Annotated in this window: 23 protein-coding genes; 17 read left to right on the top strand and 6 right to left on the bottom strand. The window is 31.6% G+C overall.

The genetic code is table 11. The features are described 5' to 3' along the window. The first annotated feature begins 195 nt into the window (after window positions 1–195). The 8 genes from HNP35_RS19310 (at window position 196) to HNP35_RS19275 (ending at window position 10,945) form a co-directional block, all read left to right on the top strand. Window positions 196–1,851, top strand: a complete 1,656-nt coding sequence (locus HNP35_RS19310) for a hypothetical protein (protein WP_317618025.1) — start codon at window positions 196–198, stop codon at window positions 1,849–1,851. 179 nt (window positions 1,852–2,030) lie between these two features. After that, window positions 2,031–2,534, top strand: coding sequence for a hypothetical protein (locus tag HNP35_RS19305; protein WP_184166474.1), 504 nt, complete (start codon window positions 2,031–2,033; stop codon window positions 2,532–2,534). 216 nt (window positions 2,535–2,750) lie between these two features. Beyond that, window positions 2,751–4,373, top strand: a complete 1,623-nt coding sequence (locus tag HNP35_RS19300) for a hypothetical protein (protein ID WP_184166476.1) — start codon at window positions 2,751–2,753, stop codon at window positions 4,371–4,373. Between the two features lie 179 nt (window positions 4,374–4,552). Next, on the top strand, window positions 4,553–7,084 hold the full coding sequence (locus HNP35_RS19295) for a PIG-L family deacetylase (protein WP_184166479.1): 2,532 nt from the start codon (window positions 4,553–4,555) through the stop codon (window positions 7,082–7,084). A gap of 114 nt (window positions 7,085–7,198) precedes the next feature. Continuing rightward, window positions 7,199–8,923 (top strand): sodium:solute symporter, encoded by a 1,725-nt coding sequence (locus HNP35_RS19290; RefSeq protein WP_184166482.1) that lies wholly within the window; start codon window positions 7,199–7,201, stop codon window positions 8,921–8,923. 4 nt (window positions 8,924–8,927) lie between these two features. Then, the gene (locus tag HNP35_RS19285) at window positions 8,928–9,413 is read left to right on the top strand and encodes a hypothetical protein (protein ID WP_184166485.1); all 486 of its coding nucleotides are present in this window, start codon (window positions 8,928–8,930) and stop codon (window positions 9,411–9,413) included. 233 nt (window positions 9,414–9,646) lie between these two features. After that, on the top strand, window positions 9,647–10,249 hold the full coding sequence (locus HNP35_RS19280) for a hypothetical protein (protein WP_184166488.1): 603 nt from the start codon (window positions 9,647–9,649) through the stop codon (window positions 10,247–10,249). A 69-nt stretch (window positions 10,250–10,318) separates the two neighbouring features. Continuing rightward, window positions 10,319–10,945: an MCP four helix bundle domain-containing protein gene (locus HNP35_RS19275; protein WP_184166491.1), complete on the top strand. Its 627-nt coding sequence runs from the start codon at window positions 10,319–10,321 to the stop codon at window positions 10,943–10,945. A 177-nt stretch (window positions 10,946–11,122) separates the two neighbouring features. On the opposite strand, the gene HNP35_RS19270 is transcribed toward HNP35_RS19275, so the two are convergent. The 5 genes from HNP35_RS19270 to HNP35_RS19250 all read right to left on the bottom strand — a co-directional run bounded on the left by HNP35_RS19270 (window position 11,123) and on the right by HNP35_RS19250 (window position 14,889). Beyond that, window positions 11,123–11,965: a DUF2911 domain-containing protein gene (locus HNP35_RS19270; protein WP_184166494.1), complete on the bottom strand. Its 843-nt coding sequence runs from the start codon at window positions 11,963–11,965 to the stop codon at window positions 11,123–11,125. Between the two features lie 71 nt (window positions 11,966–12,036). Then, on the bottom strand, window positions 12,037–12,699 hold the full coding sequence (locus HNP35_RS19265) for an HAD family hydrolase (protein WP_184166497.1): 663 nt from the start codon (window positions 12,697–12,699) through the stop codon (window positions 12,037–12,039). Window positions 12,700–12,775: 76 nt separating this feature from the next. Next, window positions 12,776–13,495 carry a tRNA threonylcarbamoyladenosine dehydratase gene (locus HNP35_RS19260; protein ID WP_184166500.1) on the bottom strand — a complete coding sequence of 240 codons (720 nt, stop codon included), beginning with the start codon at window positions 13,493–13,495 and terminating at the stop codon, window positions 12,776–12,778. A 147-nt stretch (window positions 13,496–13,642) separates the two neighbouring features. Continuing rightward, complete coding sequence (locus tag HNP35_RS19255) at window positions 13,643–14,290, bottom strand: TatD family hydrolase (protein WP_184166502.1); 648 nt, start codon at window positions 14,288–14,290, stop codon at window positions 13,643–13,645. After that, complete coding sequence (locus HNP35_RS19250; protein ID WP_184166505.1) at window positions 14,290–14,889, bottom strand: DUF1684 domain-containing protein; 600 nt, start codon at window positions 14,887–14,889, stop codon at window positions 14,290–14,292. Before HNP35_RS19250 ends, HNP35_RS19255 begins: the two co-directional genes overlap by 1 nt. A gap of 99 nt (window positions 14,890–14,988) precedes the next feature. Here HNP35_RS19250 and HNP35_RS19245 point away from each other — a divergent pair, with 99 nt between their 5' ends. From HNP35_RS19245 to HNP35_RS19210, 8 genes are all read left to right on the top strand, one after another. Then, the gene (locus tag HNP35_RS19245) at window positions 14,989–16,206 is read left to right on the top strand and encodes an MDR family MFS transporter (protein WP_184166508.1); all 1,218 of its coding nucleotides are present in this window, start codon (window positions 14,989–14,991) and stop codon (window positions 16,204–16,206) included. 165 nt (window positions 16,207–16,371) lie between these two features. Continuing rightward, complete coding sequence (locus HNP35_RS19240; protein WP_057119772.1) at window positions 16,372–16,740, top strand: BlaI/MecI/CopY family transcriptional regulator; 369 nt, start codon at window positions 16,372–16,374, stop codon at window positions 16,738–16,740. A gap of 8 nt (window positions 16,741–16,748) precedes the next feature. After that, on the top strand, window positions 16,749–18,329 hold the full coding sequence (locus HNP35_RS19235; protein WP_184166511.1) for a M56 family metallopeptidase: 1,581 nt from the start codon (window positions 16,749–16,751) through the stop codon (window positions 18,327–18,329). Window positions 18,330–18,522: 193 nt separating this feature from the next. Further along, entirely contained in the window at window positions 18,523–18,891 is a 369-nt protein-coding gene (locus tag HNP35_RS19230) for a BlaI/MecI/CopY family transcriptional regulator (RefSeq protein WP_184166514.1), read from the top strand. A gap of 6 nt (window positions 18,892–18,897) precedes the next feature. After that, window positions 18,898–20,772 carry a M56 family metallopeptidase gene (locus HNP35_RS19225; protein ID WP_184166517.1) on the top strand — a complete coding sequence of 625 codons (1,875 nt, stop codon included), beginning with the start codon at window positions 18,898–18,900 and terminating at the stop codon, window positions 20,770–20,772. An 87-nt stretch (window positions 20,773–20,859) separates the two neighbouring features. Continuing rightward, on the top strand, window positions 20,860–22,293 hold the full coding sequence (locus tag HNP35_RS19220; protein WP_184166520.1) for a serine hydrolase: 1,434 nt from the start codon (window positions 20,860–20,862) through the stop codon (window positions 22,291–22,293). Between the two features lie 80 nt (window positions 22,294–22,373). Further along, window positions 22,374–22,517 carry an SsrA-binding protein gene (locus HNP35_RS19215; RefSeq protein ID WP_144212513.1) on the top strand — a complete coding sequence of 48 codons (144 nt, stop codon included), beginning with the start codon at window positions 22,374–22,376 and terminating at the stop codon, window positions 22,515–22,517. Window positions 22,518–22,562: 45 nt separating this feature from the next. Continuing rightward, on the top strand, window positions 22,563–23,408 hold the full coding sequence (locus HNP35_RS19210) for an EamA family transporter (RefSeq protein ID WP_184166523.1): 846 nt from the start codon (window positions 22,563–22,565) through the stop codon (window positions 23,406–23,408). Between the two features lie 57 nt (window positions 23,409–23,465). Here the strand turns inward: HNP35_RS19210 and HNP35_RS19205 are convergent, their stop codons facing one another. Beyond that, entirely contained in the window at window positions 23,466–24,020 is a 555-nt protein-coding gene (locus HNP35_RS19205) for a fasciclin domain-containing protein (RefSeq protein WP_184166526.1), read from the bottom strand. A gap of 211 nt (window positions 24,021–24,231) precedes the next feature. Here HNP35_RS19205 and HNP35_RS19200 point away from each other — a divergent pair, with 211 nt between their 5' ends. After that, window positions 24,232–24,765 (top strand): ExbD/TolR family protein, encoded by a 534-nt coding sequence (locus HNP35_RS19200; RefSeq protein ID WP_184166528.1) that lies wholly within the window; start codon window positions 24,232–24,234, stop codon window positions 24,763–24,765. The last annotated feature ends 9 nt before the right edge of the window (window positions 24,766–24,774 follow it).

Genomic DNA, 24,774 nt, shown 5'->3' with positions numbered 1-24,774 from the left:
ATCTGCAGAATAACTATCCTAATGTCTTTAAACAAAAAAATATTGTTTCTTATTTTATTGTGCTTGTGTTTACAAGGAGGATACGCTCAGATAAGTAAGACCAGAAAAGATTCTGAAAAAAAAGATACTACCGAAATTTACAATCGTATTCGAAACTATTCTAAAAAAAATAAGTTTACGCAGACGATACATAAAATGTTTTTCAGGTCAAAAAAACCAAAGAAAAAAGAAGAATTGCTTGTACCAATAGATTCAACTCTTTATGACGGAAAAATTATTCGTAAAATAAACATTATTACGCTAGATCCCTTTGGCTATTCAGTTGCTGACACCACACAAATGCCTAAAAACTGGGGAGAAAGAACGGGAAACAGACTTCATTTAAAAACAAAAAAAATAGCGATTTACAATTTATTGCTTTTTAAAAAGAACACACCTTATGATACTTATAAAATTCTGGAATCTGAACGTTTGATTCGTGCGCAACGTTATGTTACGGCTGTACGCATTTCTAACCAGACTGTAGGCGCTGCATCAGATTCTGTAGATGTTACTATCCGTGTTTTAGATTCTTGGAGTACAATTCCGAGGTTTTCTATTTCTAGTAATCAGGTTTCTATTGGTTTTAAAGAAAAAGATTTCTTTGGCTCTGGGCAACAGCTTGAATACCGTTTTACAAATCGTTTTGACGATGGCAGAAATGCAAATGAAGCCACTTATACTGTGCCTAATATAAAAAACACTTATATCGGTACAGTGCTTCATTATAAAATGGATTTAGACAATAATTATATCAAAAGTATAAATGTAGAACGTGATTTCTATTCTCCTTTAACGAAATGGGCAGGCGGTGTTTATGTTGATGAATATTATAGAAGAGATACGCTTCAAGCTCCAGATCTTACTTATGCTTTTCAGCCAGTAAAATATAAATCTCAAGATTTATGGGCTGGACGCGCTTTTAAAATGTTCGAAGACTCTCATGAAGCAATTACCAATCTTGTTGTAACTGGCCGATTTCTGAATAAAAATTTCACCGAATCACCTACAGAAGTTTATGATCCTGATCATTTTTATTCGGATGAAAAACTCATCTTAAGCGGTGTTGGATTGAATACCAGAAAATTTATTCAAGACCGATACATTTTTAGAAATGGTCAGACCGAAGACGTTCCGATAGGAAGAATTTATGGACTTACTTTTGGATATCAATATAAAAACACTTTTTGGCGGCCTTATGTAGGTGCGCAGTTCTCTTTTGGAAATTATTACCGTTTAGGTTTTTTAAGTATGAATTTTGAAGCAGGAACCTACTTTCATCAATCGAAAACCTACCAAACGGCATTTTTATTTGAATCGAATTATTTCACCAAATTATATAGCATCGGAAATTGGAAATTGAGACAATTCGTAAATCCGAAAGTTGTAGTCGGTATAAATCGTGATGATGTCATTGGGGATCAGCTTAATATTAACGAACAAAATGGCTTAGCAGGTTTTAATACTGCGTTATACGGAACTAGCAAAGCAGTTTTATCTCTTCAAACGCAAACGTATTCTCCGCATTCTTTATTAGGATTTCGTTTAAATCCATTTTTTAATTACGCAATTGCTGTTTTAGGAAGCCCAGAAGTTGCTATGACAAAAAGTAAACCCTATTCTAAAATTACTTTAGGTTTATTAGTAAGCAATGACTATTTGGTTTTTAGTTCTTTTCAGCTTTCAATTTCTTATTATCCGAGCATTCCGCAACAAGGAGATAATGTATTTAAGACAAATACTTTTGAGACTACAGATTACAGAATGCAAAGTTTTGAGCTAAATAAACCTCGAGTTGTTGATTATAGATAATTTTTTTTTTAAAATTCTCATCTTTAATAAAAATGCTTAAAATCAACAAATTAAGCGTTAAACAAATCAAAAAAATATTCGACGAAATGCATTTTTTACTCGACAAAATGCATATTTATTTTTTTTGGCACAGTATATGAATATCCCTAAACAAGATTAACATTAAAAATTAAAAAAAGATGAAAACGATAAAATTAGCAATCGCCGGATTATTTCTAATGGTTGCAAATGCCACGCAAGCCCAAGTATCGATTAACGTTAACATAGGAACTCCACCAGCTTGGGGACCTGCAGGATATTCTCAAATGGAATATTATTACTTACCAGATATTGAAGCCTATTATGACGTAAGAGCTTCGCAGTTTATTTATTTTGGAGGAGGAAAATGGGTTAGAACAACTTATTTACCAAGACAATATAGAAACTACGATTTGTATGGTGGTTACAAAGTAGTTTTAACAGACTATCACGGAAGAACCCCTTATGTTTACTTCGATCGTCATAGAGTAAAATATTATAAAGGATATCATGGAGCACCTCAAAGACCATACAAACCAAGACCTGTATATGGTTATAGTGAGCGTAGAGACTACAAACGTTATGACAAACATGATAAACACCACGATAGACATGATGACCACCATCACCACGATGATCATGATCATGGAAGAGGAAGAAGATAATGCTAAAATGTTAAATTTCGGCGCTAGAGAGTATCAGAACACGATACTCTCTTTTTTTTGCTTTTTTGATTTTGAAGTTTTGTCAAAAAATTGTAACTTCAATATAAATCACTGAATAACAATAGCTTCTATTAAACAATTTTAAATATTAACCTTTGTTTAATGTGATTATGATATATATTTGCAGCGAATTTTTAAACCCAAATTGAAATTTTTATGAAAAAGAATGTTTATTTATTTTCATTTTTAGCAATGTCACTATTAGTAGGTTGTGACGATAACAATGATGGAAACGACAACCAATCGGTAAATAACATTACAATTAACTCAGATCAAACTGCCTTAAATCAGAGACTTGACCTTACTAATTCAGGTGTTATTTCAATCGACAATGTTTCAGCAACTGGTAAATCTGCCGAAACGACAAACACTACTTTACCTTTAGTTCAAATTGCAGAAGTAAAACCTCCAGTTGATGCTAATGGAAGAACGCTTCAAGCAAGTCACGTAACCGTAAATGGTAATTATGCTTACGTTTCTTATATTACAAGAGGCGATGTTTATTCTGGAGCAATTGATGTTATCGATGTTTCTGATCCTTACAAGCCAAAATTAGTAACTTCGGCTTTGATTCCTAATACTGATATCACATCGCTTACTTATGCAAACGGAAATTTAATTATCGGCGCGGCAAAAGATGTAGATAAAGATGCTCAGCTTGCAGGAAATCCAGCAATTGTATTTAATATGGCTTTGAGCTCTGGATTACTTACTAATACCTTAACCACAAATTATTTAGAAAGCAGAGTAACTACAGATGTTGCAGCTAATACTTCTAATTATTTTGCCGTTACTGGAGATAATGGAAGTTTATTCAAATTAAGTACTTCAACTAAAGCAGTTACAGGAAAAGTGGCAGTTGCTGATTTACGTTCAATCGCTTTAACAAGTGATAAAGTAGTAACTTTAAGTGGAACAAAAGGCGTTAATATTTACAATCAATCAAATTTGGCTTTACAAAAAAGTTTTGCTACTTCTAATGACATAAGCGGCGCAAAAAGAACAATGGATATTGACGGAACAAAACTTTTTGTTTCTGAAGGTCCAAATGGTCTAGGAGTTTACGATATCAATAGTGGTTCAAAATTACAAACTATTGGAATTCCAACTGCTGGCGAAGACAATGTAACAAATGCTGTTTCTTTTAATGATGGCTATGCTTTTATTGCAAATGGTGCTTTAGGTCTTAATGTTTACCAATCAGCAACACAACTTAGTTTATTAGGTTCTGTAGGAATTGCAGGCTCATCAAACTATGTGAAATCTAGTGGAAATTATATTTATGTTGCCAGCGGAACAGGTGGTTTGAAAATCATTAAACTTGAAAAACCAAGTACTACATTTGCAAGCTGTGCAACTTACGGTTTATACAATCAAGGAAGCAATTTGATTTTAAATTCTAATGAAACTAAATCGTATCAAGGTGCAACAGCCATTAATTCGGCTATTGTAAATTCTGGTGCTGTTTTAACGCATTGTGGTTCTATTGCAGTTCTTGGTGATTTGACTTTAAATAGTAAAGGTACATTCAATATGAGAGGAAGTTTATCTCAAGGAAAATACCAACAGACTAATCCAACACAGCTTATAATTAATACTGATGCTGTTTTAAATGTAGAAGGATCAGTAGTAATTTGGGGAAATTTAACATTGAACAGCGGTGCTAAAATCAATTTCATCGGAAACACGTCTTCAATTACAATCTATGGAAAAGTAACTAAAGGAAGTAACGTAACCATTACAGGAAGTTATGTTGATACCGAAAACAAATTAAAATAGAGATTTATTCTCCATTTTTAGATATAAAAAAGCTGCCAGCGTAAAAAACTGGCAGCTTTTTTGTTGCTTATTTGAAAAAATTGCAATTCAATAACAACCATTAACATTTCATTTAAATAGTCTTCCATAAAATAATTAGTATTTTTGAAGCTCTTAAAAGAAAAACAATTAACCACAGCATGAGAAAAATACAGATTCAAATCTTTCTTCTATTTTTTATCAGTTTTCAAATTTCATTTGCGCAGCAGCCACAAAAACCAAATTCAGTTGAAATTTACAATCAAATCAAGAAATTAAACTTTTTAGGTTCGGTTTTATATGTTGCCGCACACCCTGATGACGAAAACACCCGAATGATTTCGTATTTAGCAAACGATATGAATGCCAGAACTGGTTATTTATCTCTAACGCGTGGTGATGGTGGACAAAACTTAATTGGACCTCAATTGCGTGAATTATTAGGAGTTATAAGAACTCAAGAGTTAATTGAAGCAAGAAAAATTGATGGAGGAGAACAATTTTTTTCAAGAGCAAATGATTTTGGTTTCTCAAAAAATCCAGATGAAACTTTAGATATCTGGGATAAAAATAAAGTCCTTGCCGATGTAGTTTGGACTATTAGAAAATTTCAGCCAGATATTATTATCAATAGATTTGACCATCGTTCGCCAGGAACTACACATGGACATCATACCTCTTCGGCGATGTTAAGTGTCGAAAGTTTTAAACTAACAAACGATCCAAAAGTTTATCCTGAACAATTAAAATATGTTACGCCTTGGCAGGTAAAACGCCAATTTTTCAATCCGTCATGGTGGTTTTACGGAAGCCAAGAAAAATTTGATGCTGCAAATAAATCTAAATTTACAAAGCTAGAAACTGGTGTATATTATAACGGAATCGGAAAATCAAATCAGGAAATTGCAGCTTTAAGCCGAAGCCGTCATCAATCTCAAGGTTTTGGAAGCACTGGTGTACGTGGCGAAGAAACAGAATATTTAGAGTTAATTAATGGCGAAACTCCAAAAGAACGCGATAATTTATTTGACGGAATTGATACTAGCTGGAACCGTGTTAAAAACGGAAAACCAATTGGTGATTTGATTTCTTCAATTATTTCAAAATATGATTTCAATAAACCTTCTGCTAGTATTCCAGATTTAGTAAAAGCTTATGCCATGATTGAAGCTCTTGAAGATGATCATTGGAAAAGCATTAAATCTAATGCAATAAAAAATATTATTGCATCTTGCTCTGGTTTATATCTTGAAGCTGTAGCAAACGAACAAGAAGCAACTCCAGGAAGTACACTTAAACTATATCTTGAAGCTATCAACAGATGTAATATTGATATGCAATTGGTTAGCGTAAAAACTTTACCAGACAATAAAACAATTTCTCAAAACATTGCTTTAAAAAACAATAATGATCAAAAAATAAATCTTCAATTTCAACTTCCTGAAAATATTGAATATACGCAACCTTATTGGCTAAAAGAAAAAGCAACTGTTGGTATGTACACCGTTTCTAATCAAGAAATTATTGGAATTCCTGATATTATTAGAGAAACCAAGGTGATTTTTAATGTAAAAATTAATGATGTTGAGATTCCTTTTGAGCGTACAATCGTGTACAAATACAACGACGGCGTAAAAGGAGAAATGTATAATTTTCTTGATATTGTTCCTGAAGTTACGACTTCAATCTTAGAAAGAGTTTTGATTTTTAGAGACACTAAAAGTAAAATGATTCCAGTAAAAGTTCGTGCAGGAAAAGACAATGTAAAAGGAAATTTACAATTAGAATTGGCAAAAAGCTGGACTGTTTCTCCAAAAGAAATTCCGTTTGACCTTGACAGAAAAGGTAACGAACAAATATTTTATTTTGAAGTAACACCGCCAGTAAATCCTGAGGAAGTGATGGCAAAAAGCATTGCAACTGTTGACGGTAAACGTTTTGATAAAGATCAAACTATTATTGATTTCAATCATATCACAAAACAAATGGTCTTAAAACCTGCCGAATCTAAATGCATTAGAATCGACTTAAAAACTTCTGGAGATGCAATCGCTTATATTATGGGCGCTGGAGATGAAGTTCCAGAAAGTTTAGCACAAATGGGCTACAAAGTTTCCATCTTAAAACCAGAAGAAATTACACCTGAAAAATTAGAGTCATTTAGTACTGTAATTACTGGAATTCGCGCTTACAATACCGTAAATGCTTTAGCAAACAAACAAAATATCCTTTTCAATTTCGTAAAAGGCGGAAAAAATATGATTGTTCAATATAATACGAATGGAAAATTGGTTACAGATAAAATTGCACCTTATCCATTAAAATTATCAAACGATCGTGTTACGGAAGAAAATGCTAAAATCACCTTTTTAGCACCAAATCATCCTGTTTTGAATACACCAAATAAAATTTCTGAAAAAGATTTCCAAGGTTGGACTCAAGAACAAGGTTTGTATTATCCAAATGAATATGATGCTGCCTTTACTCCTATTATTTCTTCACATGACAAAGGAGAATCTGCAAAAGATGGCGCATTATTGGTAGCACCATACGGAAAAGGATATTACATTTACACAGGTTTAAGTTTCTTTAGAGAATTACCAGAAGGAGTTTCTGGCGCATATAGATTATTATCTAATATTATCTCTCTTAAACAGCCAATTGAAGCTCCTAAACAAGATTTAAAGCAATAAAATATGGAAACGAAGAAAACAAAAAAATGGAAAAAAAGCTACACCTACGTTTTGGTCGTTAATGCAATTTACATTGCTATTTTCGTTTTAATCATGCAATTATATTCATAACCTATGCAGCTATTTGACTGGATCGTACTTATTGTAACATTATTATTTATCGTTGGTTATGGCTCGTGGAAAACCCGTGGCAGTAAAAACGTTGAAGATTTTATTTTAGGAAACAACGAAACGCCTTGGTATACTGTTGGGCTTTCTGTTATGGCTACTCAAGCCAGCGCAATTACTTTCCTGTCTACACCTGGACAAGCTTACCATGACGGAATGGGTTTTGTGCAATTCTATTTTGGCTTGCCAATTGCCATGATTGTAATTTGTTTGACCTTTATTCCACTCTATCATAAAAGTAAAGTTTTTACCGCTTACGAATTTCTAGAAAGAAGATTTGATGTTAAAACTCGTTCTCTAGCGGCTATTTTATTCTTGGTACAAAGAGGTTTAGGAACTGGTTTGACAATTTATGCTCCAGCTATTATTTTATCTGCTCTTTTAGGATGGAATTTGACTGTAATGAATATTATAATTGGTGTTATGGTAATCATTTACACCTTTTCTGGGGGAACAAAAGCGGTGAATGTAACTCAAAAACAACAGATGTTTGTAATCATGTCTGGAATGTTTATTACTTTCTTTTTGATTCTGCATTATCTGCCAAATGATATGACTTTTAACAGCGCACTGCATATTGCAGGAGCAAACGACAAAATGGACATTGTTAATTTTTCTTTTGATCCAGAAGAAAAATACACTATTTGGAGCGGTATTACTGGAGGTTTCTTTTTGGCTCTTGCTTATTTTGGAACAGATCAATCTCAAGTTGGGCGTTACTTATCTGGTAAATCAGTTCGTGAAAGTCAAATGGGATTGATAATGAATGGACTTTTGAAAGTTCCTATGCAGTTCTTTATTCTTTTGACTGGAGTTATGGTTTTTGTATTTTTTCAATTCAATCCAGTTCCGTTAAATTTTAATCCGAATAATAAAATTGCTATTGAAAAATCCGTTTATAAAGAAGAATACCATGCTTTAGAACAAAAACTGGTAAAACTTTCAGAAGACAAAAAAGTAATTAATTTATTATATATCGATCAGTTAAATCAAGATTATGACAATCCAATTTTACGTAAGGAATTAGTTGCTTTATCAAACAAGGAAAAAGATTTGCGCGACAAAGCCAAAGAAATCATTGTAAAAGCAGACAGTAATACAGAAACGAATGATAAAGATTATGTATTCTTTCACTTCATTCTTAATTATTTGCCAAAAGGTCTAATCGGATTGTTGTTGGCCGTTATTCTTTCGGCAGCCATGTCATCTACAGCTTCCGGATTAACGGCACTGGCTTCTACAACAGCAATTGATATTTATAAAAGAAATCAGAAAACAGAAAAATCAGAAAAGCATTATTTGAACATAACAAAGTTTTTCACTCTTTTTTGGGGAATTGTAGCTATACTTTTTGCTTGTGTTGGAACATTATTTGAGAATTTAATTCAGCTTGTAAACATCATCGGATCTATTTTCTACGGAACCGTTTTAGGTATTTTCTTAGTTGGTTTCTATTTAAAACGCGTTCAGGCAAAACCAATGTTTATTAGTGCAATCATGAGTCAGCTAACTATTTTTGTGATTTATTATTTCATGATTTATACACAAGAAAAACTGGGTTATTTATGGCTGAATTTCATTGGAGCTATTTTGACAATTGTGTTGGCGTTACTGATTCAGTTTTTATTTTTTAGAGGAAAATCAGATGATAATGAATTGATTTTGGAATAAGCTGATGTTAAAAAATATCTTGGTTACAGTATTCTTTTTTGTATTCTTTCAGGCTCAAAGTCAAAATACTGATGAATCAATAGTTGTAGACAATTCCATTTCTACTCAATTATACACAAAGTGTTTTGATAATTTGAACCAAGGAAATGAATTGTTCGAAAAATATCCGACATTCCAAAAAACAACATTTTGCTCGTTGTTGAGTTGTTCTTATCTTTTGGCTTATAAAGAAACTGATATACAAAGATTCGCAGAAGAAATGTTAATCGGAATTACAACTCAACTATTTAAAGAAGGAAATCCAGTATATTTAATAAGTGGTTTAGAAAGTTCAACTGAGGCTATAAGGAGGAATGAAAATTTGAACGACGATAATAATATTGTTTACATCAGTTATGGAGAATGCACAAACCCAATATACTTAAGTAATGCAGCAAAAATTGTAAACAAACAAACTCTATTTTTAATTAATCAATCTGTAATTAAATAAATCCTGATACCTAGCCCTGATGGAAGCGGCATCCTTTTTGTTTTTTCTTTAAAAACAAAAAGATACAGCGGACAGCAGGAATAAGCTCCTAAACATCATTTTAAAAAATAAATTTCTGAATCTAAATTCTCTCTTAAATTTGTAAGTAAAAAATATTATTTTAGTAAGCTGTAAAACTGACCAACAAGATTTACTTCCAAAAACTAAACTAATTTAAACTAGAGAAATTATACATGAAAATTTCTGAAGATCTAGAAAAACTACTGCCATTTGGTTATTTATTCCTTATTGTAATGGGAATATTAAAAGACAGCATTCAATATTATCAGCTCGGAATAAACATTCTAAAATTCTCAACTATTGTTGATGTTTTAATGAGTCCGTTAGTTTACATTACTTCAAATCCTATCATTTTAATCACGATTATTTTGTTGTTTGCAAGTCATTTTTATCTTCCGAAATTTCTTTTAGAAAACAAAAATAAAATAACAGTCCAAAAAATGTTTGATCTGAAGTCTGATGAAGAATTAACTCTGGAGCAAAAGAAAAGTTACTACAATCAAATTGCAATAAGAACACTGGCTGTTATCCTTTTATCTTTTTTTATGGGAACCGGAGTAGCTAGCGGTTATTTTACTTCTCAGCGAATTGCTAAGGGAAAACTTGATTATAATTATCAATTAAACTTTAACGATGGAGATCCTGAAGAGGTTAATCTCGTTGGTACAAATAGCTTGTATTATTTTTATGTAGCAAAAGGGCAAAAACATATTAAGATTGCTCCAATTGGATCTATTAAAAACGTTGAATTGCTCTATACAACTGCAAGCAAATAGTATTTGAAAAATTGTTGCTTTTTTTATTCGTGACTTTATAAATTTAGAATTTCTAATAATAAAAGTTTTATGAAAGATTTAAAAAAATACAGCAATAAGAGCAAAGCCGCTTTTGTTCTATTGATCGTAATGCTTCTAATTTTATTAGGAAACTTTAATACGCTTCAAAATTCTAAAAATGTAAATGACAACATCAATGCGATTTACAAAGATCGTTTGGTTGTAGCTCATTACATTTTTCAATATTCTAAACAACTTCATTTTATAAAATCTGAAGCAGAGAAACTCGACTTGAGCGATAATATTAAGAAGAACGAAATTATTCACACTCTAGATATTATTCACAACATTGATGATTTGTACGGCAAAACAGTTTTAACTAATAAGGAGAAAGAATATTTTGATGTTTTTTTAAGCTCTTGCAAAGAAATCAACAAACAGGTTGAAAACAAAAACTGGAATAAAATTGCTGTTTCAACTGCTCAAGCATTAAAAACTTTAGAATCATTATCGCAAATTCAAATTGAAGAAGGAAAGGCAAAACTTGCTCTTGCCAATGCAATGTACAATAAAAACAATATGATTGGACAATTGCAAATCGCTTTACTTATTATTTTGGGCGGAATTACATTTTATCTCTTAATCAAAAAAATAAAGAAAACGGTAAAAATTCCTGAACCGCCAAGTATGAACTAAATTTAACCGCAAAGGCACAAGGAGTTACGCAAAGTTCGCAAAGCTATTATAGAAAAAACTTAGCGAACTTTGCGCAAGTCTTAGCGTTCTTTGCGGTAAAAAACAAAAAAATTCCAAAACCCGAAAGCTTTGGAATTTGAAATTTTATAATTGAAATTTATAATTCGAAGAATTATTTTATCTGCTCCACTCAGCGATACTGTCTTTGTTCAATTTTACGTAATCAGCATTGTTTGCAGCTTCCGCAGCAGCTAATGAAGCTTTTGCTGTTTCTACAGCACCTTTTTTATCACCTTGTTTTGCTTGAATCAAAGATTTTAATCTTGTTACATAATAAGGTTTATCAGTACTCATATCTAGCGCTTTATCTACATAAGTTCTTGATAATTCAATATTTCCGTTCGATTGAAATAAGTATTGAGAAGCTGCATAATAATCATTCCAAGACGGACCAGCTAAAGTTTTGTCAATACTTGCAATAGCTGTTTTAGCAGTTGGAACTTCAAATTTCAAAGCGACATGAGAATTCTCCCAAGCCATTTCTAAATAACCAAAATTCGGATCTAAACTATTAATTCCGATTGTAAATGTCTCTACTGGAGTTGGTAAAGCATCTTCTTTTACAGTTGTTTTTAAAGCTACATAAGCTTCACTCCAATTTTCTGGTAATCCCCAGTTATCTGTAGAAAGATAAAAAATCACATCCCAGCTTTCGATTCTTGGCACTGTATAAATTGCATATTTACCTTTTTTCAGTGTTTTACCATCAATAACAACATCATCACTGAAATTGATAATTGTATTTTCGTTTGCTCCAGTTCTCCATAATTTACCAAATGGAACTAAATTTCCGAAAACCGCTCTTCCTCTTGCTCCTGGTCTAGAGTAAGTAACTTCTACATCTGTTAAACCAACAGTTTGTTTTATATATCCTTTTGGACTGGCTTGTGGAGTTTTTACTTGTGCTTCTGATGCTAATGGTGCTAAAATCAAAGCAAATGCAATAAGTAGTTTTTTCATTATTCAGTGTTTTTTTATTTTATTCAAATTTACAAATTCAAATAGGGAACAAATGTTAAATTTTATATAATTCAAGGTTTTAAATGTGCTATTTTTTGAGCATTTAATTCATTAAAATGATCGATAACCAAGTCAGCTTCAGACAAATCTTGAAGGTTCGAATGCTCGCTTTTATAACCTACACAATATATTCCTGCTCCTTTTGCAGCTTTTATTCCGTTTGTACTATCTTCAATAATGATACATTCTTCTTTTGGAGCAATAGACAAAGAAGCTGCATGAATAAAAATAGCAGGATTTGGCTTAGATTGCGGAAAATCTTCTCCACTTACAATATGTGTAAAGTATTGATGAAGATTAAACCTTGTAAAAACTCGATCAATAGTAACTTTAGATGCAGAAGAAGCTAAAATTAATTGTATTCCGTTCTGATACAAATCTTTAATCAAATCTTCAACTCCGTCCAAAAGATATAGATCTTCTTTAGTATCAAAAGCGTCATTAAATATGGTTCTTTTTCTTTGAATCAAATCTTCAACTTCTTGTTCTACAGACGGAAAATAACTTTTTAAAGTCTGAAAAGTATTTCGAGTTGAAAAACCAGTAAATGAAGTATACATTTCTTCTGGCACTTCAATGTTTAACTCTGAAAATTGTAAATAATAAGCATAACGATGAACCGGCTCTGTATCTACAATTACGCCATCCATGTCAAAAATTACTGTTTTAATCATTTTTTTTTTAAGGTTCTGAGGTTCTAAGAAACTAAGGTTCTAAGGTTTATTAACTGAAAACTGAAACTGAGACTGCTTACTCTGATTTCGTAAGCAAATGTCTAATCACGGTTTCTGCTGCATGTAAACCGAATAATCCTGGCATATAGCTGTTTGTTCCGTAGAAAGATTTTTTGAAATTTTTTCCGTCGGTTAATTTCAGACTTTTTTCATTTTGAATTTCAGATGAAAAAACTACTTTCAATTTATTGATTTTTGCCGCTTTTAAACGCTTACGAATTGTTTTAGAAAAATAACAATTGATTGTTTTTGAAATGTCAGCAACTTTTACTTTAGAAGCCAACATTTTTCCGCCAGCTCCCATACTGCTGATAATTTTTACTCTTTTACGTTTTGCTGCAATAATCAAATTTAATTTTGGAGTAATACTATCAATACAATCTAAAACATAATCAAATTCTGGAGATACAATCTCGAAAGCTCTTTCTGGAGAAAGAAATTCTTTAACACGCGTAAGTTTTAATTCAGGATTAATATCCATTAAACGGTCTCCAACAATAGTAATTTTTGGTTCTCCAACTGTTGAATGTAATGCTGGTAATTGACGGTTAATATTCGTAATATCTACAACATCTCCATCAACAATTGTCATATTCCCTACTCCTGCTCTTGCCAAAAATTCGGCTGCAAAAGATCCAACTCCACCTAATCCTACAACTAAAACATTTGCATTTTGTAAATTTTCTAATCCTTCTTTAGTAAACAAAAGCTCAGCTCTTTCTGTCCATTCTGCCATATTCTATATTTTGTTATTTTTTGTTTTTTTAATTTTTTGTTTCAAGTTTCATGTTTCAAGTTTTTTTCTCGTTGTCACCCTGAGCGAAGTCGAAGGGCGCTCCAATAAGAATAGGCTTCGACTTCGCTCAGCCTGACAAATCATGTTTTACAATTCGAACACAATTCTATAATTACTTGATATAATATCTTTTAATTCTTTTAAACTTAAGCCTTTATATTCTGAAGCTATTTCATAAACTTGCTCAATTTTTTCTTCCATTGTATCCGTTTCCAAGAAAAATTGATCATTTGGGATATCTTTAAAAACGGTTTTCAAATCTGGATTTTTTAATAAATATTTTCCAAATGAAAGATAAAATCCATCTTTGATTAACTGTTCAGCTAATTGTTTGTTTTTTGAAAAACCATGAATAATCATCGGAACAGAAATTTTCATTTTTTTCTTAATCGCTGTCACTTCCTGAAAAGCAGCAACACAATGTATTACAACTGGTTTTTTAAATTTTTCTGCTAATTCTAATTGTTTTTCAAAAATAGAAATCTGCAATTCTAACGGAATTTCGATTCGTTTATCCAAACCACATTCGCCAATTGCCAAACAATTTTCAGTTTGTAATTTTTCTTCTATAATTTTTAGATCTTCATTTAGTCTATTTTCATCGATATACCAAGGGTGAATTCCGATAGAATAAAATGCAATAGAAGCATCAAAATCTTTAGGATATTGATTCACCAATTCTAAAACATCTTCTTGATTGGTAAATTGATGTGTATGAAAATTAAAATATTCCATTAATGAAAGTCTTTCACTCCAGCTCTAATTTCAATCTTTAAATCATTTTCCAACGGAACAAGCGGACAAGAATACTCATAATTATAAGCACAATACGGATTGTAAGCTTGATTAAAATCAATCGCGATTGTATTTCCTTTTGGAATCTGTAAATCTATATAACGACCGCCAATGTAACTCTGTTTGCCAGTCGTTAAATCAGAAAATGGTAAAAAGAGATAATTCTTGTATTTTTCTTGAACAATCAGTTCCAAATTTTGGTAAACGGCAAGTTTAAAAGCTTTTCCATTGATTTTGAAATTCAACGTACCGTATTTAGTATATTTTGAAGTATATTTTCCACTCTCCTTCATTTCAATAACTTTTCCGCCTTTCGCTTTTACCAAAGTTGCATTCACAAAAAAAGTTTCAGAAATAGGATAAAACTCTAAGCCTTTAAAAGTTTTTAAATCTTTTGCCATTAACGGACTTGTCTTAGAATCAGCAAATTCAGTATTTAGTTTCTTCTGAAATTTTATAACATCGTTTTTGCTAAATTTTTTTTGGCTAAAGCCAAAATTAAAAACAAACAATAAAACTAGGGCGTAGATAGTTTTCATCTTAGAAATTTTATGCAAAAATAGTTCAAAAGTAACAAAACGACAACCACTTAAGCTGACAAAGTTTGCTAACTTTGTTGCGATAATCTATCACACAAAATGCTTAAAAACGCTTTTACCCACTACATTAACAATTTTCGAGGTTTTTCTAGAGAAATTTGGATTCTGGCTATTGTCACTTTTATCAATCGCGCCGGAACAATGGTGCTTCCCTTTTTATCTAAATATTTAAAAGAAGACTTGCAATTTTCGTACAATCAAGTTGGATGGATTATGGTTGCTTTTGGGTTTGGGTCAATGTTAGGTTCATGGCTTGGCGGTAAACTTTCAGATAAAATTGGATTTTATAAAATAATGGTTTTCAGTTTATTTACAAGTGGTCTTGCTCTTTTCTTTGTACAATATATTACACACTTTTGGTCACTTTGTATCGCGATGTTTCTCTTAATGACCATTGCCGATATGTTTAGACCAGCCATGTTTGTTTCTTTAGGCGCTTATGCAAAACCAGAAAACAGAACTCGTGCTTTAACACTTGTACGATTGGCGGTAAATTTAGGTTTTGCAGCTGGACCTGCCTTAGGTGGTTTAATTATTATGGGGATGGGCTATTCTGGTCTTTTCTGGGTTGATGGCTCTTCTTGTATTATTGCTATTTCTATATTTGCGTTTCTAGTAAAAGAAAAGAAAAAAGTAGTTCACGAAGACAAAGCAGAAAGTGCTGGAGATGTAAAATCGGTTTTTCATGATACGATATTCTGGGTTTTCTTATTTGTGAGTTTTATTACGGCTATGATTTTCTTTCAGCTTTTTACCACTTTACCTTTATATCATAATGAGAGATTTGGCTTGAGCGAATTCCAAACGGGATTATTAATGACTCTCAATGGACTTTTGATTTTTGCTTTAGAAATGCCAACAGTTGGCTTTTTAGAAAGAAAAGGTTTTGCCAAAATCAGAATTATTATAGTCGGATCTTTTGTTATGGCTTTGAGTTTCTTTTTACTTCTCATTAATTTTTGGGCTGGAATATTGGTTGTCAGTATGATTTGCATTTCTGTTGGCGAAGTGCTCACTTTCCCATTTTCTAATGCTTTTGCCTTAAGTCGTGCACCACGAGGACAAGAGGGACGCTATATGGCACTTTATACCATGAGCTTTAGCCTTGCACATATTATTAGTTCAAAAGTTGGTTTTGAAATTATTACTCGCTTGGGTTATCAAATCAATTGGTTATTTATGGCTTGCATTGGTGTCGTGGCTACTTGCTGTTGTCTGTGGATTAGAAATGCTTTAATCACAGAAAAACCTCAGTAAAAAACTTTAACTTTATAAAACACTACAATTCAATTTATTACAATTAAATTTGAACTGCTTTTGTATGCACTAAAACGAAATCAAACTTAATTTTTAGTTAAATAACTATTTTTATAGTTGCGTAACTAAAAAAATAGTTGTAGGTTTGAATTAAAATTAGAGAAGATGCAAAAGTTGACAAACAAAGAAGAAGAAATTATGATGATTTTATGGAAGCTTAAAAAAGCTTTTGTAAAAGAAATTCAAGCAGAAATTACCGAAGACCAACCGCATTACAATACTTTATCTACAATAGTTCGTAATTTGGAAGAGAAAGGATATGTTGGACACAATGCTTTTGGAAACACACATCAATACTTTCCAATTGTAGCAATTGAAGATTATAGAAAGGGATTCATGAAAACTGCAATTGATAATTACTTTAATAGTTCTTATAAAAGTATGGTTTCTTTTTTTGCTAAAGAAGAAAAAATCTCAGCAGACGAGTTGAGAGAAATCTTATCGATGATCGAAAATAAAAACGAAGAAAAATAATTCTAATTATGGATGCCATTTTCATTTACATCGCCAAATCTACTTTCTTAATGCTTTTGTTTTATTTTGCGTATTACTTTTTATTACGCAAAGAAACATTTTTCAACAGTAACAGGTGGTTTTTATTATCTGGCTTGGTTGTGTCGGCTATTTTACCTTTGGTAACATATACGAAAGTTGTATGGATTGAATCAACTCCAATTCTAGAGGGTTTTGAATCTAATCTGCCAGTGATAGAAAAAGAGGCTCCGCAATTCAATTGGAATCAAATTCTTTTAGGCATTTATGCACTAGGTTTTATTATTTTCATCATCAAATTGGCTATAGATTTTTATAGTTTAAGCACTATTATTAAAGGAAAGAAAATACAGCAACAAGCCGATTTCAAATTCATTGATATAAACGAAAATATAGCACCTTTCTCCTATTTTGAATATATCGTTTACAACTCATCACTGTATACGGCTTCAGAATTAGAAAATATTATAGAACACGAAAAAGTACACAGCGATCAAAATCACACTGTAGATGTGTTGATTTCTAGATTATTCAGTATTATTTTCTGGTTCAATCCTGTGGTTTGGTTTTACAAAAAAGCAATTACACAAAATCTTGAATTTATTGCTGACAATGAAGCCGCTAAAAAAATTTTAGACAAAAAAGCGTATCAATACACACTTTTAAAAATAACAACACACGAAAATTGTGTTGCCATTACCAATCATTTTTATCAATCATTAATCAAAAAACGAATCGTTATGTTAAACACAAATCAATCAAAAAAGAGAAATTCTTGGAAGTATTATGTAGTAATTCCAGCGCTAGCAGCTTTTGTTTTATTGTTTCAAGTTGAAGTAATTGCAAAAGAGAAATCAAAAATTGAAATTGACAAAGAGTCAAATATTAAATCTGTTAATGTTTATAAGATTACTAAAAATTCAACAGATGCTGAATTGGCTGAAATCAAAAGCAATTTGCAAAAAAATCATAATATAAAATTTGAAGTTTCTGATGTAAAAAGAAATGGTTCAAATGAGTTAACTTCAATTTCAGTTGATGTTAAAAAAGGAAAACAAACAGCAAAATCTGTGCAGACTTCTGACGGAGATACTATAGATGAATTTGGAGTTTTAGTTATTGACTATAAAAACGGAGATACAAAAATCGGAATTCAAACTATAGACAATTCTCAGAAAAAAGAACCAAAAATCGCAATTAGCAAGAAACTAAAAACTAAAACAGAAACCAATGCTAACACTAATTCTAATACTAGCACAAAAACTAACAGCACTACTAGTACAACTACTAGCACTGTTGTAACGACAGATAACGATGATAAATCGGTTACAAAAGTTATTATTACTTCTAACGATAAAGACTCTAAAGTTGCTGTTTCAAATGGAGCAAAATCTAAATTAGTTGATCAGCTGATAATTGTTGACGGTGAAGAAATGCCATCTAATTTTGATTTTAACAGCATTAAACCAACACACATTGAATCTGTTAACATTATCAAAGGAATTGACGCAATTACTAAATATGGTGACAAAGGCAAAAATGGTGTTATTGAGATTGAAATTAAAAAATAATTTTTTATTCATCAATCATTAATCAAAAAGCGAATCACTATGTTAAATACAAATCAATCAAAAAAGAAAAATTCTTGGGAGTATTTTGTAGTAATTACGGCTATTGCAACTTTCGTATTGTTTTTATTTCATATGGAAGTAATCGCATAAGTGATCTCAAATTCTAAACGAACGATTTAAATAAAAAAACAAAATGCAAAAATTAACCAACAAAGAAGAAGAAATCATGCATATTCTATGGAAGCTCAAAAAGGCTTTTGTAAAAGAAATTCAAGCAGAGATTTTAGAAGATCAGCCACATTACAACACTTTGTCGACCATTGTACGTAATTTGGAAGAAAAGGGTTACGTTTCGCATAATGCTTTTGGAAACACCCATCAATATTATCCAGCTGTGAGTATAGAAGATTACCGCAAAGGTTTTATGAGTATCGCAATTGATAATTATTTTAATAGTTCTTATAAAAGTATGGTTTCATTTTTCGCTAAAGAAGAAAAAATTTCGGCAGACGAATTACGAGAAATCTTAGACATGATCGAAAATCCAAAAGAAAATAAATAATATTGTATGGAAGCACTTTTTATTTTTATTCTAAAATCAAGCGGCCTTTTAGCAACGTTTTATTTTGCTTACATTTTGCTACTTCGAAAAGAAACTTTTTTCAATAGCAGTAGATGGTTTCTGTTAGCGGGTTTAATCACTTCTGTAGTTTTGCCATTTGTGGTTTATACTAAAGTTATTTGGGTTGAAGCACCGCCAACTCTTGCACCAACAGAACTTACTGCAGTTGAAATGGCTGAAATAAGAAAAATTCCAGCAGAAATTCAAGATGTTACAACTTACAAACCAATGCACACGCAAAAGGTGAATTTGGTCAAAGAAGAAAATTTTGAAATAGATTGGAATTTAGTTCTATCGGCAGTTTACGGAATTGGTTTCTTAGCTTTTATGATAAAATTTGCTCTCGATTTTTATAGTTTGAATGCTGTTTTAAAAGGAAAAAAAATTGAACAGCAGGAAGATTTTAAATTTATAGATGTAAGCGAAAACATTGCTCCTTTTTCTTATTTCGATTACATCGTGTATAACTCATCACTTTACACGGCAGCTGAATTAGAAAATATTTTAGAACATGAAAAAGTGCACAGCGATCAGAATCATACTTTAGATGTTCTAATTTCAAGAATCTTTTGTATTCTATTTTGGTTTAATCCAATAGTATGGCTTTACAAAAAGGCTATTTTGCAAAATCTTGAATTTATAGCAGATTACGAAGCTTCCAAAAAAATTAGCGACAAAAAAGCGTATCAGTACACGCTTTTAAAAATTACAACGCATGAAACGTGCGTTGCCATCACCAATCATTTTTATCAATCATTAATCAAAAAACGAATTGTCATGTTAAACAAGAATCAATCAAACAAAAGGAATTATTGGAAATATTATGCTGTAATTCCAGCACTGGGCGCATTTGTTCTTTTATTTCAAATTAAAACTATTGCCCAGGAAAAGAAACAAAATGAAGTTGCAACTGTTTTAAAAGATACGATCAAAGATACTGAAGAAACTATCAAAATCACTAAAAACACAAGCGACAAAGAACTTAATGAGCTTCCTGGAAAACTAAAAGCTAATCACAATCTTGATGTAGAAATTTCAGATGTAAAGAGAAATACAAAAGAAGAATTAACAGGAATTCAAATCAAAGTAAAATCTGATTCTGGAAAAAAACAAACAATCAAAATTGACGGTAGCGAAGCTATTAAAGATTGTGAACTTGCCATCGGAAAAGATGAAAATGGAACAAAAGCAATTGTAATTAGTACGGACAAAAATTTTAAATCACCAATGGTAATTAGAAATGAAAGAGTAATTGTGCGCAACGATGGCGGTTCTGATGTTACTCCTCCTACTCCTCCAACTCCACCGACTTTCCCTTCTGGACCGTTACCAGTTGCTCCAGCAGTTGATATGTCTAAAATGCCAAAACCTCCAGTAGCTCCAAAAAATCCTATGGATAAAGTGGCTATGAAGAAGTTTGAGAAAGAAATGGAAGAATTCGAAAAGAAGATGGAAAAATTCCAACCAAACATTGATGCCATGTCTGCTTATGGAGATGCTGTTAGCGAAATTATGTCTAAACGTGAAGCAATTTTCGAAAAAGAAATGGAAAAGTATGAGCTTGCTATGGAAAAGTTCAATGAAAAAATGGAAAAATTCAACTATAATTATAACTACAAATTTAACTTTGGTGATGATTCTGGCGAATATGAAAACAACATGAAGCAATATGAGCAAGACATGAAACAATATGAACTTGACATGAAGCAACATGAAAAAAACATGAAACAACATGCTAAAGATATGAAGCAACATGAAAAAGATATGAAACAGCATGAAAAGGATATGAAAGAAATGGAAAAGCAAAACAAAAAAGCTTAATTATACTTTATTCATAATTTTAAAAACCAGTGTTAAAACGCTGGTTTTTTCAGTTTCAAACTTTAGTTAATTTTAAAATTGCTCAAGATGAAAAGAAATTTTTCAATACTATTTCTCTGTTTAACTTTTTCAATTTTGGCACAGCAAAACAAGGCCGAAAAGAACATTTACATATCTATGGATAAAACCGCTTCGATTTTAATGGAGAAATCGAAAGCAAATTCAATTTCTATTGGTGTTGTCAAAAATGGAAAGACCTACACTAGACATTACGGAGAAATTGATAAAGGAAAAGAGAACATTGCCAATAACAATACGGTTTTTGAAGTAGCATCTATAACCAAATTATTTACTGGTTTGCTTACTGCTCAAGCAGTTTTAGAGGGAAAATTAAACCCTAACGAAGACATAAGAAAATATCTTATTGGTGATTATCCAAATTTGCAATATAATGGTACTCCAATTACGATTAAAGATTTAGTTTCCTTTAGAACTGGTTTTAACCATGATCTTCCTGATACCGACGAATTAAGAAAAAATCGTAACGATAGCAGTTATCTAGCATTCAAAAAACTAGATGAATCATACAATCGCGATAAATTCTTCGAAGATCTTAAAATGATAAAATTAGACACCTTGCCAGGAACTAAATTTAAATATAGCAATGGAAGTCTTAATCTTACCGCCCACATTTTAGAAAACGTTTATAAAAAAAGCTACGAAACGCTATTAAAAGAAAATATTCTTTCTAAACTCAACATGACATCTACAGGAATAAATTTAAGCTCGAATGTTGTAGTTGCAAATGGTTATAATTTAAAAGGAACTTTAATGCCTACTATTTCAGATAATCTTTGGGGTGCAGCGGGGCGCTTAAAATCTACTTTAGGTGACTTGACTAAATTTATTGTTTATGAATTAGATACAAAAAATAAAATTGTACAAGAGTCACAACGAAATCTTCTAAATAGCCCTACCACTTGGAACGGATATTTTTGGGATTATATTCAAGTTGATGAAAACGGAAAAAATTGCTGGAAACACGGCGGAGCATTTGGAACGCAAAACATGCTGATAATTTATCCTGAGCGCCAATTGGGACTTTCCATAATTGTAAATATCAGTGACGAAAATACTGCAAATGCTTTGGGAGAAGCAATTGTAAAGCTTTCAAATGATTTGCTAAGTGAAAACAAAAAACAATCTGGAATTTATGGCTATAAAATAATCAATAACGATGTTATTTTCACTTATGAACACGACAAAACATTAAATCCAGATCTAGTAAAAAGTGTTTCTATTGCAGGCTCATTCGATAATTGGAATCCGAATGACGAGAATTTTCAAATGATTAGAAAAAACAAGAATACTTTCGAATTGACAATTCCAAAATCACAGTTTGAAAAGAATAAAACGCATCTTTTTAAATTTGTCATTAATAAAACAGGCTGGATAGAAGCGCCAAAAAACGCCATAAATAGACAAACTGACGGAGATGAAAACCTGATTCTTAAAATATAATTTTCACTCATTTTATACCTCAAAAGACTTTGCATCAAACACAAAGTCTTTTTTTATATCTTTGAAAAAACAAATCTACTATGTATAAATTGCTTGCTAAACTAAATAAAATTTTACTCCCAAGTTTCACCAAACAAGGTTTAGATATTTCGAAAGCTAAAAAATGGCAAATGGCTATTATAGGTTATAGAGCATATGTAACCAAAAGAGCATTAGGAAACTAAATGATTTTATTTGTCAAAGAATCATTTTTTTTGACAGCCTAATTTATGAAAAACAAAGAATTTAATCTCCCTCCTGTTCCAGCAGTTTTATTAGCAATTATTAGCGTACAATGTGGTGCTGCAATTGCCAAAACATTATTTCCGACAATTGGAGCAGCAGGAACGGCATCAATACGAATTGGTGTTTCAGCATTGATTTTACTTTTAGCTTATAGGCCAAATTTTAAAGCCGTTACAAATCAGCAATGGAAAATTGTAATTCCTTACGGTTTATCTTTAGGCGCAATGAATTTAATTTTTTATTTTGCTATAGAAAGAATTCCAATTGGTTTAGCCGTTACTTTGGAATTTGTTGGACCATTATTATTAGCTATTGCCGGTTCAAAACGTTTAATAGATTATTGTTGGGTTTTACTAGCTGCAATCGGAATTTTATTGATTGCACCTTGGACAAACGATCGTCTAGATCCAATAGGTATTATTTGCGCACTTTTAGCAGGAGCTTTTTGGAGTGCGTATATAGTTTTGGGCGGAAAAATATCTAAAATAATGAATGATGGACAGGCAGTTACAATCGGAATGTTGTTTGCAGCTATTTTAGTTTTGCCTTTTGGTTTTATAGAAAATGGATTGGCGAACTTAACTCCAAAACTTTTCGGAATGGGTGTCGCTCTAGCCCTTCTTTCTAGTGCAATTCCATTTACTTTAGAAATGAAAGCATTGGGACAGCTTCCGCCACGAACTTTTAGTATTTTAATGAGTTTAGAACCAGCGGCAGCTTCAATTTGCGCGTTTATATTTCTACAAGAAAATTTAAGCATTTATGAAATTTTAGCAGTTGTATGTGTTGTAATAGCTTCAGCTGGAAGTACTTTAACGGCTAAAAAATAAAAAGTCCTGCAATATTCTGCAGGACTTCTTGAGTTGTAGGTCTTGTTTTGGAGATAATTATTTCTTAGGCAACAATACAGCATCCACAACATGAATAACTCCATTTGACTGATTCACATCAGCAATTGTTACTTTTGCTTTATTGCCGTTTTCATCGCTTATATATAAATCTTTCCCTTTCATCCAAGCCGTTAAAGTTCCGCCTGCAACAGTTTTGATACTTGCTTTGCCTTTACCTTCCTTTATCGCAGCCGCAATATCTGCAGAACTCCACTTTCCAGAAACTACATGATAAGTCAAAATCCCCTGAAGTTTCTTTTTGTTTTCAGGTTTTAATAAAGTTTCAACAGTTCCCTTTGGCAATTTATTAAAAGCTTCATTTGTTGGAGCAAAAACAGTGAAAGGCCCTTTTCCTTTTAACGTTTCTACTAAATCTGCTGCTTTTACCGCCGCTACTAAAGTGGTATGATCTTTAGAATTAACGGCATTTTCTATAATATTTTTATTCGGATACATTGCTGCTCCACCAACCATTACTGTTTTTTGAGCAAAAGATGTAAATCCGAAAGTCAAGACTAAAATTACTGTGGCAAAAAATTTATTAGTTTTCATAATTATATTTTTAAAGTTATAAAGTCATTTACGCTCATATGACTATTTTGGTTTTTGAAAAAACCAAATTACTCCACGAAATCTCTTCAAATTTTTGAAATCCTCAACAAATTCAAGGTTTAATGTATTGCAATATTTTTTCTAAAAATTTTAAAAATACCTTAAAAACGTTTTAATTTTATTGTTAACTTTAAAATCAAAACTCATTATTATGAAAAACCTACCTCAAAAAGTAAGAAGCAAAAAGCTAAGTTCTAGAGTTGATTTAACTGCAATGGTCAGCGTTTCTTTTTTGCTGATTGTATTTTTTATGGTTGTGGGAGAATTATCTAAGTCAAAAGTTATGGATTTAAGTTTGCCTGATTATCATAGTTATTCATGTGGAGAAAGGGTAATCAGTTGTGGCGGTGAGAATCTTTCTTATACAATATTACTTGGTGGAGACAATAAATTAGTCTGTTACAAAGGATTGTTAGCTGTTCCGACAGTTCCACCTAAAGACATAACATATGGTAAAGACGGAATTAGAAAAGAACTTTTCAAAGAAAATAAAATCACGCTTGATTATTCTGCTCGATTAGGAAAACAAGGAAGAGGAATTGCAGTAATTATCAAACCTAGCAAAGATTGTAATTTCAAAAATTTGGTTGACATTTTAGACGAAATGGCAATTGCTAAAATCGATACTTATGCTATTGTAAATGATTTTACTCCAGAAGAATCAAAATTATTGGCTTCTAACTAACAACTTATT

Origin of the sequence: Flavobacterium notoginsengisoli (genome assembly GCF_014207905.1) — a bacterium.
Classification (GTDB): Bacteria; Bacteroidota; Bacteroidia; order Flavobacteriales; family Flavobacteriaceae; genus Flavobacterium; species Flavobacterium notoginsengisoli_A.
The sequence above is the reverse complement of the archived record's forward strand: the minus strand, read 5'-3'. Positions and strand labels throughout refer to the sequence as shown.